Source organism: Paenibacillus algorifonticola (assembly GCF_050481745.1).
Lineage (GTDB): Bacteria > Bacillota > Bacilli > Paenibacillales > Paenibacillaceae > Pristimantibacillus > Pristimantibacillus algorifonticola_A.
The window spans coordinates 1-13,482 of sequence record NZ_JBCNGR010000027.1 but is presented as its reverse complement, the minus strand read 5'-3'; the positions used below and the strand labels follow the sequence as shown (position 1 = coordinate 13,482).

General features: G+C 49.1%; 11 protein-coding genes and 1 tRNA gene. 3 read left to right on the top strand and 9 right to left on the bottom strand.

Annotation, left to right across the window (positions count from 1 at the left end):
• From rnr to ABEW34_RS21445, 3 genes are all read right to left on the bottom strand, one after another.
• On the bottom strand, positions 1 to 2,721 hold a 2,721-nt coding region (gene rnr, locus ABEW34_RS21455; protein WP_430161336.1), incomplete at its 3' end, for a ribonuclease R.
• A 174-nt stretch (positions 2,722 to 2,895) separates the two neighbouring features.
• A complete protein-coding gene (secG, locus tag ABEW34_RS21450; RefSeq protein WP_338554051.1) occupies positions 2,896 to 3,132 on the bottom strand; it encodes a preprotein translocase subunit SecG in 237 nt (78 codons plus the stop codon).
• A gap of 110 nt (positions 3,133 to 3,242) precedes the next feature.
• The gene (locus ABEW34_RS21445) at positions 3,243 to 4,028 is read right to left on the bottom strand and encodes a sugar phosphate isomerase/epimerase family protein (protein ID WP_430161335.1); all 786 of its coding nucleotides are present in this window, start codon (positions 4,026 to 4,028) and stop codon (positions 3,243 to 3,245) included.
• Between the two features lie 218 nt (positions 4,029 to 4,246).
• On the opposite strand from ABEW34_RS21445, the gene ABEW34_RS21440 reads away from it, so the two are divergent.
• Positions 4,247 to 4,597, top strand: a complete 351-nt coding sequence (locus ABEW34_RS21440; protein ID WP_430161334.1) for a hypothetical protein — start codon at positions 4,247 to 4,249, stop codon at positions 4,595 to 4,597.
• A 337-nt stretch (positions 4,598 to 4,934) separates the two neighbouring features.
• On the opposite strand, the gene eno is transcribed toward ABEW34_RS21440, so the two are convergent.
• From eno to ABEW34_RS21410, 6 genes are all read right to left on the bottom strand, one after another.
• The gene (eno, locus tag ABEW34_RS21435; RefSeq protein ID WP_046234101.1) at positions 4,935 to 6,227 is read right to left on the bottom strand and encodes a phosphopyruvate hydratase; all 1,293 of its coding nucleotides are present in this window, start codon (positions 6,225 to 6,227) and stop codon (positions 4,935 to 4,937) included.
• 33 nt (positions 6,228 to 6,260) lie between these two features.
• Positions 6,261 to 7,793, bottom strand: a complete 1,533-nt coding sequence (gpmI, locus tag ABEW34_RS21430; RefSeq protein ID WP_056032479.1) for a 2,3-bisphosphoglycerate-independent phosphoglycerate mutase — start codon at positions 7,791 to 7,793, stop codon at positions 6,261 to 6,263.
• 1 nt (position 7,794) lies between these two features.
• A complete protein-coding gene (gene tpiA, locus ABEW34_RS21425; RefSeq protein ID WP_430161333.1) occupies positions 7,795 to 8,550 on the bottom strand; it encodes a triose-phosphate isomerase in 756 nt (251 codons plus the stop codon).
• A gap of 30 nt (positions 8,551 to 8,580) precedes the next feature.
• The gene (locus ABEW34_RS21420; RefSeq protein ID WP_430161332.1) at positions 8,581 to 9,762 is read right to left on the bottom strand and encodes a phosphoglycerate kinase; all 1,182 of its coding nucleotides are present in this window, start codon (positions 9,760 to 9,762) and stop codon (positions 8,581 to 8,583) included.
• 297 nt (positions 9,763 to 10,059) lie between these two features.
• Positions 10,060 to 11,064, bottom strand: a complete 1,005-nt coding sequence (gene gap, locus ABEW34_RS21415) for a type I glyceraldehyde-3-phosphate dehydrogenase (protein ID WP_430161331.1) — start codon at positions 11,062 to 11,064, stop codon at positions 10,060 to 10,062.
• A gap of 205 nt (positions 11,065 to 11,269) precedes the next feature.
• The gene (locus ABEW34_RS21410; RefSeq protein WP_430161330.1) at positions 11,270 to 12,307 is read right to left on the bottom strand and encodes a sugar-binding transcriptional regulator; all 1,038 of its coding nucleotides are present in this window, start codon (positions 12,305 to 12,307) and stop codon (positions 11,270 to 11,272) included.
• Between the two features lie 251 nt (positions 12,308 to 12,558).
• On the opposite strand from ABEW34_RS21410, the gene ABEW34_RS21405 reads away from it, so the two are divergent.
• Both ABEW34_RS21405 and clpP read left to right on the top strand, forming a co-directional pair.
• Positions 12,559 to 12,630, top strand: a tRNA-Arg gene (locus ABEW34_RS21405).
• Positions 12,631 to 12,859: 229 nt separating this feature from the next.
• Positions 12,860 to 13,441 (top strand): ATP-dependent Clp endopeptidase proteolytic subunit ClpP, encoded by a 582-nt coding sequence (gene clpP / locus ABEW34_RS21400; RefSeq protein ID WP_430161329.1) that lies wholly within the window; start codon positions 12,860 to 12,862, stop codon positions 13,439 to 13,441.
• Positions 13,442 to 13,482: the final 41 nt, after the last annotated feature.

The window sequence follows — 13,482 nt, the reverse complement described above, 5'->3', positions numbered from 1 at the left end:
GGCCTGAGCAGCTGAGTTCCACCACAGCTGCTCCTCACCAGCGCCGCCATCCTGGCGCTGGCTCTCTCCTGCCGGACGGCTTAGCGCGTCCGACAACCCCGGCGCGGTATCATCGCCACCCGGCCGCTGCCCCGCACCAAGGTCGTCACGCTTGCCGCGTCGACGCGCCCCAACAGCAGCACCATCCTGCTGCCACGGGTTCTGTCCATTTCCGGCCAAGCCGCTACTTTGCTGGCCGCCATCCCTTGTTCTACCGCTGTTCGCTGCTTTACCGCTTTTCCCAGCTCTTGCGCCATGCCCTTCATTCCCAGCTCTAGCGCCTCTCCCTGCGTTGCCTGCTCCAGAGCCTTGCGCTCCATCGCCCGCTTTGCCGCCCTTGCCTTTAAAGCCACCGTAGCCGCCATTTGCGCCTTTGCTGCCAGCAGCGGTACTATCGCCCTTCGCTCTAGTGCTGGTGCCCGCACCGACACCGCTGCTGCGTCCGCCTTTGTTAAAGCCGCCACTGCGCCCACGACCGCCGCGCGAAGCGCCGAACCCGGCATCAGCGATACCTTTAAAACCGCTGCGAGGCTTCATATCGACCATTTCAAAATCAATCGTATGGTCATTCATATTCACATTGCCAATGCGGATTTTCACCTCATCGCCAATCCGGTATACCTTGGAGGTCCGTTCGCCGATGAGCACCATATGCTGCTCTTGGAAGTGATAATAATCATCCGTCAAATCGCTCAGACGAATAAGCCCCTCCACTGTATTATCCAGCTCGACAAACATCCCAAAGCTCGTAACGCTGCTGATGATGCCATCGAATTCCTCGCCGATTTTATCCAGCATGAATTCGCATTTTTTCATCTGCTCGGTGTCACGCTCCGCATCAGCAGCTACTCGCTCGCGCTCAGACGAATGCTGCGCAATATCCGGCATGCGGGCAGTCAGCGCCTCATTGCGCTTCTCGCTGAGCGCTCCGCCGCCTTCCAGCACCTCACGAATGACGCGGTGAATCACCAAATCCGGATACCGGCGAATAGGCGAAGTGAAATGCGAATAAAATTCCGCGGCCAGCCCGAAATGTCCCAAGCTTTGCGCATCATATTTCGCCTGCTTCATCGAGCGAAGCATCACAGTGGAAATAACCGTTTCTTCCTTCGCGCCTTTGATTTCCTCCAATAGCATTTGCAGCGCACGCGGATGGACCGAGTTGCCTTTGCCCTTCACCACATAACCGAAGTTAGCGGCAAACTGCATGAAATGCATCAGCTTCTCCTGATCCGGGTCCTCATGAATCCGATATAGGAAAGGTACGCGCAGCCAGTGAAAATGCTCGGCAACCGTCTCATTAGCTACAAGCATAAATTCCTCAATGATCTGCTCCGCGACGGAACGATCCCTTTTCACAATATCGACAGCCTTGCCCTGCTCATCTACGATGACCTTCGATTCCTGAAAATCAAAATCAATCGCGCCCCGCTTCATCCGCTGCTTGCGAAGCTTCATCGCCAGCTGCTCCATTAGCGTGAACATATCCAGCAAATCGGCGTAGCGCTCCTTCAGCTCGGTCTGCGGCTCCTCTTCGTTTGCAGTGAGCAGCTTGCGCACATTCGTATACGTCATGCGCTCCTTCGTCCGAATCACACTCGTAAACACATCATGGCGCACACGTTTCAGCGTTTTGGCATCAAACTCCATCTCGCAGGAAAGCGTCAGCCGATCCACCTGTGGATTGAGCGAGCAAATGCCGTTCGACAAGCGATGCGGCAGCATGGGAATAACCCGGTCCACCAAATAAACGCTGCAGCCTCTGCGGAAAGCTTCCTGATCCAGCTCGGAGTTTTCACGCACATAATAGCCCACGTCCGCGATATGGACGCCCAACAAATAATTACCGTTATCCAGCACCTTCACATGTACGGCGTCATCGAGATCCTTGGCATCCTCGCCATCAATCGTTACGATGACCTCATCCCTCAGGTCACGACGTCCCTGCTGAATAATTTCTTCCTCCGTTATGGAATCCGGCGCTGCTTCCGCCTCTGCATCCACCTCTTCCGGAAAGCCTTCCGGCAGCTGATGCTTGCGGATAATCGATAAAATATCGATGCCCGGATCATCCTTATGCCCGAGAATTTCTATAATTTCTCCTTGTGCCGCTGAACGGCCTTCCGGATAGGTCACAATGCGGACGACAACCTTTTGACCGGATACGGCGCCTTTAAATTCATTTTTGGCGATGAAAATGTCACGGTTAATCCGTTTGTCATCCGGCACAACAAAGGCATACACTTCATGACTTTCGAAAGTGCCGACTACCTGTGTAACCGCTCTCTGCACAATGCGGACAACCTCGCCCTCAAGGCGGCCTCCTGCTTGGCTCTTGGACGTCACACGCGCTAGAACAATGTCGCCGTTCATCGCGCTGAGCTGGTCATTAGCATGAATATAAATGTCAGGATGCTCTTTGTCGTCAGGCAGCAGGAACGCGAAGCCTTTCGCATGCACCTGCAATTTTCCGCGCAGCAAATTCATCCGTTCCGGAACGCCGTAACGGTCATTGCTCGTACGAAGGATTTTTCCGCTATCCTCCAGGTGGGTAAGCAGCTGTAAAAAAGCTTTAAAATCAGCAGCCTCCATCACGCCGAAATGCTGCTCCAGCTCCTGATAAGTCATCGGTTTATAAGCGGTCTCCCGCATAAAATCAAGCAATTCCTGCTCTTGTGTCATTAGTTTCCTCGTCACCTCATATACCGGAGGCCATTCTATCAGCACTTGCAACCGGTTGATAGATTATTATATATCATTTAGTATACACGAAATTACCCAATCGCATCCGCGAAACAACGAAAAAACAAAAAAAGTGGAGGAAGCTCCCCCACTTTTCACAACCAAGACAGAATATTACTGTTGTACGACGTAAGCAACAATGAGCGACAGGACGAAAAATCCAACAGCCAGTGCAATCGTCAAACGCTGCAGGAACAAATCCAAGCCACGCGCTTTCTGTTTGCCGAACAAATGCTCAGCGCCACCACTAATAGCTCCGGACAATCCCGCGCTTTTACCTTTTTGCAGCAATACGACTGCAATCAGGCCAACCGAAAAAATAACCAGTAAAATTTTCAAAGCTATATCCATTCAATCCACCTCCAGCATAGGAGCTCCATTAAAACATATAAATTGATTGTATCACAGCGTTTTACTGAAAACAACACTTTGCTGTTTAACCCTAACATTTCCTGCTACGGCTATCCCTTGACTGGCTGCGGACCTTGCATAAGCCTTTGCATAAAATGAAAGCTCATCTCTGCGCTTTTCAGCGACGTTTCCGTAAACTGCTGCTGCTCAATAATGATATATTTTACTCCCGATTGCTTGACCACCTCATACAGCTCGGTATAGCCGACATCTCCTCTCCCAAGCTCTGTATCCTTGCGCCCCTCCTGAAAATCTTTAAAATGGACGAGCGGCAGCCGATCCGAATAATACCTCACATATTCAGCAGGATCATAACCCGCCATGTAAATCCAGCCTAAATCCAGCTCTGCTTCCATTAAATCACTGGGTACAAGCTCCAGCAGGTGGACATATAGCGGCTTGCCTTCAACCTTTTTCCAATCCGCATCGTGGTTATGCAGGCATAGCTTAATGCCCTGCTGCTTCGCTTGCCAAGCACATCGTTCCAGAATTTCTGCCAAATATTTTATATCGTCCATTTTCGGCACCTCAGGTACAGGAACCCATGGCACAACCATATATAGCAGCCCCAGCTCATTCGCATATTCAACCTGCTTCTCGAAGTCTGAAGGAATTTTTTTAAAATTTTCAAAATTAAGCGGTATATGAGCGGACGGCGCCACAAGCCCCAGTGATTCCAAACGTTCTTTCAGCCTTCTTGCCGGCGCATGAAAATACCCCCCGAATTCGACCGCCTTATAGCCGATCTCCGCTACTTTGTCCAGCGATCCCAATAGATCGCTTTCTGTAATATCCCGCAATGAGTACATTTGCAGGCTCAGCACTTGTTTATCCATAAAATAACACCTCCTTTTCTGCTCAAATCCAGCAACCATTTATAAAATAGGCTCGTCATTAGAGGTAACCAAGGTGAAACGGCTGTCGCCGTTCTCTGGCGGCACAGCGCATTTCAGTCCGGGAAATATAGAGAAAGGATGGCGAAATCATTTCCTTTCCTATATTTCAAAAAACGTGCATGGATTCGCGCACTACTTATGCAGAGGGGGATACTGCTATGTTTATTATCATTTGTTTAGCCGGGATTATCCTAACCATGATTGTTCTCAAAAAAGCGGGCGCCTTATACATTTACTCCAAAGGTGTCTTCATTTCCGTCATCCTAACGCTCATAGCTGCAATAGGTCTTTCACAAAATTATTTGTACAGTCTGATTCCCTCATTGGAGGATGGTATTGCCGTTTCTAATTTTATTGCTTATTGGATTATAGGGGATGATGGCTGGTCGGTTCGGCTGTTTCAGCAGTATTCGGAAGGCTCATTATTGCTTGCTATTGGTTTGTTGGTTGTCTACATTATTGTGCATCGTGTGGAGTTGGCTGTTGGTCGTAAGACGGTACGGCGATAGTGGAAGGCTGATGAACAGGATCTGCGCTGCGTAAAAGGGTTGGGATTCGATCGCTGTTGCCTTTGGAAATCTTTGAACAATAACTGCTTTAGCAGTAGATTTCCAAAGACAAATGCGAACGCTCCGCTTCTCCACCTGGGCCCTTTTACTCCACTTGCCTTTTCATCAGCCCTCCACACCCTTTTTACATACCAAAAATCCCTGCTCCACAATATTTGTGGGCAGGGATTTTTTAAGTACATAAGTGCATAAAAGCTTATTCGCATGGATACTTGCTCATTTAGAAAAGGCCAAGGTACTGGCCGATCAAAATGAGCAAGCTGTCATTGGTTTAAGCTTATTTAAAGTTTTTGAGATTGTAGAATGCGGATTTACCAGCGTATTGAGCTGTAGCACCCAGTTGGTCCTCGATACGAAGCAATTGGTTGTACTTCGCTACGCGGTCCGTACGGGATGGAGCACCTGTTTTGATTTGGCCAGCGTTTGTTGCAACTGCGATGTCAGCGATTGTGCTGTCTTCGCTTTCGCCGGAACGGTGGGAGATAACCGCTGTGTAACCAGCGCGTTTCGCCATTTCGATTGCGTCGAAAGTTTCAGTAAGGGAACCGATTTGGTTAACTTTAACCAGGATTGAGTTGCCCACGCCTTTGTCGATACCGTCGGACAGACGCTCCGTGTTTGTAACGAACAGGTCGTCACCAACGAGTTGAACTTTGTCGCCCAATTTTTCAGTAAGCAATTTCCAGCCATCCCAATCGTCCTCGGAGCAGCCGTCTTCGATTGTGATGATTGGGTATTTATCGACCCAGGAAGCAAGCAGGTCAACGAATTCAGCAGGCGTGAAGGATTTTCCTTCGCCTTCCAGGTGGTATTTGCCATCTTTGAAGAATTCAGTCGAAGCTACGTCCATACCGAGGAATACGTCAACGCCTGGCTTGTAGCCTGCACTCTCGATAGCGGAAATGATTGTAGTGATTGCTTCTTCGTTCGAACCAAGGTTAGGAGCAAAGCCGCCTTCGTCGCCTACAGCTGTGTTCAGGCCTTTGTTTTTCAGAACCGATTTCAGGCTGTGGAAAATTTCAGCGCCGATACGAAGAGCTTCTTTGAACGTTGGAGCGCCAACTGGCAGAACCATGAACTCTTGTACGTCGATGTTGTTGTCCGCGTGCTCGCCGCCGTTGATGATGTTCATCATTGGAACTGGCAGAACTTTAGCGTTGAATCCGCCCAGGTAAGTGTACAGGGATACGTTCAGTGCATCAGCAGCAGCGCGAGCTACAGCCATCGATACAGCAAGAATCGCATTAGCGCCCAGCTTTGCTTTGTTCGGCGTACCGTCAAGCTCGATCATTTTGCGGTCGATAGCTACTTGATCAAGAGCGTCCAGACCAATGATTTCAGGAGCGATAATCGTATTAACGTTATCTACTGCTTTTTCTACGCCTTTACCAAGGTAACGGCCTTTGTCGCCATCACGAAGCTCAACCGCTTCGTATGCGCCAGTGGATGCGCCGGATGGAACGATAGCGCGGCCTTGGCCGCCGGACTCTAGGGATACTTCTACTTCTACTGTTGGATTACCGCGGGAATCCAATACTTCGCGTGCATATACGTCAACGATAATAGACATGTTTGAACACTCCTCTTAGTTTAATGATAGTTGTTACTTCTGAATCAGGGAAATGCCCGTCATTTCTGCCGGCTTGGAAAGCTGCATCAAATCAAGCACCGTCGGTGCAAGGTCTGCCAAAATTCCGCCTTCACGCAGCGTTGCTCCAGCAACCGTCACAATGCATGGCACCGGGTTGGTTGTGTGCGCTGTGAAAGGACGTCCATTTGCATCAAATACCATATCGGCATTACCATGGTCAGCTGTAATAATACATACGCCGCCTTTAGCAAGGACAGCTTCAACGACTTGGCCCAAGCATGCATCCGTTGCTTCCACCGCTTTGATTGTCGGCTCCAGCATGCCGGAATGACCTACCATATCGGGATTGGCAAAATTCAAGATAATCGCATCATGCTTATCTGCTTCAATCTCGCTGACTGCAGCTGCCGCTACCTCATAAGCGCTCATTTCTGGTTGCAGATCATAAGTCGCTACTTTAGGCGAATTAATCAGAACGCGAGTCTCGCCCGGCAGTTCATGATCGCGGCCGCCGCTGAAGAAGAACGTAACATGCGGATACTTTTCCGTTTCCGCAATGCGAAGCTGCTTCTTGCCGTTTTGCACAAGCACTTCACCAAGCGTATTATCAAGGTTTTTCGGCGAATAAGCGACAAAGCCGCCAATCGTTTCGCTGAACAGCGTTAAGCATACGAAATATAGATTTTTCGGAGCATGCTCCCCACGTTCAAAACCGCGGAAATCTTCATTCGTAAATACTTGTCCCAGTTGAATCGCACGGTCAGGACGGAAATTGAAGAAAATAACCGCATCTTCCGACTCGACAAGACCAACCGGTTTGCCATCTTCGCCCACGATAACCGTTGGCATAACAAATTCATCATAAACGGATTTCTCGTACGATTCAACTATCGCCTTGAGCGGATCGTTATATTGCGGGCCTTCTCCATACACCATGGCGCGGTAAGACTTCTCTACCCGCTCCCAGCGTTTGTCGCGGTCCATCGCATAATAACGTCCCTGCACCGTTGCAACATGGCCTACGCCAACCTCTTCGATCTTCGCGAGAAGCTGTTCCATGTAGCCTTTTGCGCTATCCGGGGCAACATCGCGGCCATCAAGAAATGCATGGATATAAACATCTTCCAGGCCTTCCTTCTTCGCCAGATCAAGCAGAGCAAACAAATGCGCAATGTGGCTGTGTACGCCTCCATCAGACAGCAGGCCGTAAAGATGTAGCTTCTTGCTATTTGCTTTTGCATGACGCACAGCGCCGAGCAGCGTTTCGTTGTCGAAAAACTCGCCATCGCGGATCGACTTGCTAATGCGAGTCAAATCCTGATACACGATGCGGCCTGCGCCGATGTTCAAATGGCCAACCTCGGAGTTGCCCATTTGTCCATCTGGCAAGCCTACCGCTTCACCGCTCGCGGTCAGCTGCGTATGAGGGTAAGTCGACCAGTAACGGTCGTAGTTAGGCTTTTTCGCTTGGGCAACTGCATTGCCTGTCACGTCATCGCGCAGACCAAAGCCGTCAAGAATAATTAATGCAACTGGAGCAGCCATCTTACTTGGCCCCCTCGATCAGTGCGATATAGGAAGCAGGCTCAAGGCTAGCTCCGCCTACAAGCGCGCCGTCGATATCTTGCTGACCCATATATTCAGCAACATTGTTAGGCTTAACGCTGCCGCCGTATTGGATACGAACCGCTGCTGCTGTAGCATCGTCATAAAGACCTGCAATGACGCTGCGGATATAACCGATAACGTCCTGTGCATCTTCAGAAGTTGAAGATTTGCCAGTGCCAATCGCCCAGATCGGCTCATAAGCAACAACGACTTCAGCTGCTTGAGCTGCGGACAAGCCTTGGAATGCCGCTACCGTTTGCACGCTGCACACATTTTTCGTTTCGCCAGCTTCGCGCTCTTCAAGCTTCTCGCCTACACATACGATAGGAGTCAGATCATGCTTGAATGCTGCATGTACTTTTTTGCTAACGATTTCGTCTGTCTCAGCAAAATAAGCACGACGCTCGGAGTGGCCGATAATGACATATTTTACGCCCAAGTCTTTCAGCATCACGCCGCTGATTTCACCTGTGAATGCGCCATTGTCCTCGAAGTGAAGATTTTGTGCGCCAATCGCGATCGTTGTTCCTTTAGCTGCTTCAACAAGAGAAGGAAGTGCCGTGAATGGCGCGCAGATCACGCTCTCTACGCCATCAACCTCTGCTTTGCCTTTCACGTCTGCGAAGAAGGAAGCCGCTTCAGAAACCGTTTTGAACATTTTCCAGTTGCCTGCAATAATTGGTTTTCTGCTCATATATATACCCTCCTGTACTGTATCGGTTGCTTATTTATCGTTAAGTGCTTCAACGCCAGGCAATACTTTGCCTTCCATGAATTCCAGGGAAGCGCCGCCGCCAGTGGAAATATGGTCCATTTTGTCAGCCAGACCGAATTTCTCAGCCGCTGCAGCCGAGTCGCCGCCACCGATAACGGTGTAGCCAGCTGTTTCTGCACATGCTTTCGCTACTGCTTGTGTACCATGGGAGAATGGCTCGATTTCGAATACGCCCATTGGTCCGTTCCAAACAATCAGCTTGGAGTTTTTGATCGTTTCTGCGTAAATTTCACGCGTCTTAGGACCGATGTCGATGCCTTCCCATTCAGCTGGAATGCCGTCAACGTCAACGATTTGCGTGTTGGCGTTTTTGCTGAAATCATCAGCTACTACGATATCAACCGGAATGAGGAAGTTTTTGCCCAACTTTTTCGCTTTCTCGATGAACTCAAGCGCCAGGTCAAGCTTCGAGTTATCAACGAGCGATTTGCCGATTTCATGGCCTTGTGCTTTGAAGAATGTGTAGGACAAGCCGCCACCGATAATGATGTTGTCGGCAATTTCAATCATTTTGTTGATAACGTCGATTTTGTCCTTAACCTTCGAACCGCCTACGATTGCTGTGAAAGGACGCTCAGGGTTGTTCAGCGCTTTGCCAAGAACATCAAGCTCTCTCTCCATCAATAGACCGGAAACAGCCGGCAGGTGGTGCGCAATGCCTTCAGTCGAAGCGTGAGCACGGTGCGCAGCTCCGAAAGCATCATTCACGTAAAGATCAGCAAGCTCAGCGAAAGCTTTCGCCAGCTCAGGATCGTTTTTCTCTTCGCCCGCATGGAAACGTACGTTTTCAAGCAGCAATACATCGCCAGCGTTCAAAGCCGCGATTTGCGCTTTAACATTTTCACCGATCGACTCGTCTGCTTTTACTACCGGTTTGCCAAGCAGCTCGGACAGGCGTGCTGCCGATGCTGTGTGGCGAAGCTCTTCTACAACTTCACCGTTCGGGCGGCCCAAGTGGCTTGCCAAAATAACCTTCGCGCCTTTTTCGATCAAGAAGTTAATCGTAGGAAGCGTCTCACGGATACGCTTGTCATCGGTAATTTTACCATCTTCGAGCGGTACATTGAAATCGACGCGTACGAATACCCGTTTGCCTGCTACTTCTACGTCACGAACACTTTTTTTAGCCATGAATGTAACCTCCTGATATTAGCGTGCAAAGCTTAACACTTTCTATATTCAAACAAAAGAAGCGTTCCCTCTTTATCAAAAGAAGGAACGCTCCCTCTTGGCTCGCGGCCAGAAGGCTCGCGAACCTGAAGCGGCGCTTTGTCGTGTTGACAAAAATCGCGCTCCTGTTAAGGTTTCGCTTGAATCGCATACGATGCCCCGGGAGCGCCGCGGATTAAGCGTATCCCAAGGGCCGGTGCAAGACCGGCCTGGGACGTAAAGCGTTCCATGTAATTGTGGGGGATATTTCCCTTGTTCTTACAGACCTTTGCTTGCGATATAAGCAGCGAGATCAACTACGCGGTTCGAGTAGCCCCACTCGTTGTCGTACCAAGAAATAACTTTTACCATGTTGCCTTCAACAACCATAGTCGACAAGCCGTCGATTGTGGAGGAAGCAGGGTCATGGTTGTAGTCGCTGGAAACAAGCGGAAGCTCGTTGTAGTTCAAGATGCCTTTAAGTGCGCCTTCGGAAGCTTCTTTCAGAGCAGCATTAACTTCTTCAACTGTTACGTTAACTTTCAGTTCAGCTACCAGGTCAGTTACGGAAACGTTAGGTGTAGGAACACGCATAGCCATACCGTTCAATTTGCCTTTCAGCTCAGGAAGTACAAGCGATACTGCTTTAGCAGCGCCAGTGGATGAAGGAATGATGTTCTCAGCAGCTGCACGAGCACGACGAAGGTCTTTGTGCGGTACATCCAGAACGGATTGGTCATTTGTGTACGAGTGGATCGTTGTCATCATACCTTTAACGATGCCGAATTTATCGTTCAATACTTTTGCAAACGGAGCAAGACAGTTCGTTGTGCAAGAAGCGTTGGAGATGATTGTGTGGGAAGCTGCATCGTATTTGTCTTCGTTAACGCCGATAACGACAGTGATATCTTCGTTAGTAGCAGGAGCGGAGATGATAACTTTTTTAGCGCCGCCTTTAAGGTGAAGCTCAGCTTTTTCTTTAGCTGTGAAAATACCAGTGGATTCAACAACGATTTCAGCGCCTACAGAAGCCCAAGCCAGGTTCTCAGGGTTGCGCTCAGCGAAAACTTTGATTTCGCGGCCGTTAACTACGATCGCGCCTTCTTTAGCTTCAACTGTAGCATCAAGAGTACCGTGAGTTGTATCATATTTCAAAAGGTGAGCCAGTGTAGCTGTGTCTGTCAAATCGTTTACTGCTACGATTTCTACATCAGCGTTGTTCAGAGCTGCGCGGAATACGTTACGACCAATACGACCAAATCCGTTAATACCTACTTTAACCATTGTTGTTTCCTCCTAGAGTGTTTTGGGATAAAAAATATATTTCAAGACATTTCGCATGCCGGATGCCATTATCTCGCCCGGCGCGCGAAGCATCAAGATCACTTGCCAAGCAAAAACGACTTCGTCGTCCTTCTAGAACGAGCAAAGAGCTTTGCCTTAGAATTCTAAGCGGATATAAGAATAAAACTTATAAATTCTTATATTTTTATGGAGCTGAGCCTTCAATAATTGCAATGATTTCTAATGCAGCTGCCTCATCGGTAACTAACACATCATTGTGTCCAAAACGCATAACTGCAGCGATCGCTTCGCCTTTGCTTTTGCCTCCGGCTACCCCGATAACTACTTCAGTCTTCACAATATCCTCAAGCCGCAATCCTACCGTCGGCATCTTGTGAACCACTTGCCCGCTGCGATCAAAATAAAAACCGTACGCTTCAGCAAGCGCCCCTTCAGCTTCAATACCCTGCATCGTTGCCTCATCGAGCTTTCTGCGTCGAGCCATCACCATAGCGTCTCCGATGCCGTGCACGACAATACGCGCCCTGCGGATCACTTCTATAATGTCCTGGATATTCGGTTCCTGCATAATGGGAGCATAAGCTTCCTCACCAAGATGATCAGGAACGTGAAGCAGCCGATAATTGGCACCTGTTCGCTTGGCCATGGTGGAAGCAATCGTATTCGCCTGGTAATCGACGCTTTCACCAAGTCCGCCTCTTGCAGGCACGAACCAATTGGTTTTAAGCGGCGCTTCGGCTGAAAGCTGATTGGCTACCTGAGCGGTCGTCGTACCGCCTGTGACGGCAATGACGTCGCCTTGCTCCATCGCTTTGCGCAGCACCTGTCCCCCTGCTCTGCCGAGCTCCCGCTTCGTCTGCGTGGATACATCAGAATCGCCAGCCACAACAACAACCTGACTCAGCCCAAAATAGCTTCTGATCTTCTCCTCAAGCTCCGTTAAGCCGAAAATCGTTTGCACAAAAGGTTCAAACTGTTGCAGCAATTCTTTTCCAGGTTCGCTGATTCTCATGCCGGAAGCATGAATTTCAAGCAAGCCCTGTGACTTTAGAAAGTCCGTTTCTGCTCTCAGCACCCTCTCCGTCATGCCGAGCGTTGTCGCAAGCGTTCTGCGGCCGATGAGATCAGAGAGCATAACCTGGTGCAGTATCCTGTAGCGCTTCCTCATCACGTCGAGCAAATCTGGCAGAAGCTGCTGCTGCAATTCAATCATCTGGCGCATCTTCTAATTATTCACTCCACCCGTACTAAGTTAAGCGAAACCAATACTCATGCATAGTGGTGGACCAAAAACGTCCCATACTTTCATTTTAAGTCCCACCTCTATTTTACCGAACTTGATCTAACATTTCAAGTCAACAATTTCATTTGAAACCGTTTACTGACACGATTTTATCAAATTTATTTTTAATAGCTGGCTTGATTTCTATTCACATTTAACATATACTAAATCTTGCTGTTACTTTTATACATGCGCCCGTGGTCCAATGGATATGACGTAGGCCTCCGGAGCCTGAGATCTAGGTTCGATTCCTAGCGGGCGCGTTCTGATTTATCAATAATGACATACATCGTGCAATCGTGTTTATGAAGCGTAGTATGTGGCCACCCTGATGAAAGGGTGGTTTTTTTATATCGTTTTTCAGCTGCAAAAAGGCATGCGATAGAGAAAAATCTGATTTGTCTGACTATCTTTGACTTTTAACGTTTCATCCGCTATTATGATGTTACGGCAATATCAATCTTGTTATTTTTCGGAGGAGGTTTACAGGATATGAATTTCGTCCCTATGGTTATTGAGCAAACTAATCGCGGAGAGCGCTCCTATGACATCTATTCCCGGTTATTGAAGGATCGTATTATCTTCTTGGGCTCGGGCGTCAATGACGTTGTAGCCAACTCCATCATCGCACAGATGCTGTTTCTGACAGCAGATGACCCTGAGAAAGACATCTCCCTTTACATTAACAGCCCTGGCGGTTCCATCACCTCGGGTATGGCTATCTATGATACGATGCAATACATCAAGCCTGACGTATCCACCATTTGTGTAGGTATGGCAGCATCGATGGGCGCTTTCCTGCTTGCAGCAGGCGCCAAAGGCAAGCGTTACGCGCTTCCGAACAGTGAGGTTATGATTCACCAGCCGCTGGGCGGCGCTGAAGGCCAGGCGAGCGATATCGAAATTCGCGCTCGCCGTATTATCAAAATGCGCGACCACTTGAATGGCATCCTGTCCGAGCGCACAGGCCAGCCGCTTGAGCGTGTGGAGAAAGATACCGATCGCGACTATTTCATGAGCGCAGCAGAAGCTTGTGAATACGGCCTTGTTGACAAGGTTATTGAGAAACTCTAATTGCCCCGCATTATTGTGGGCGCATAACAAAAGAAACCCGG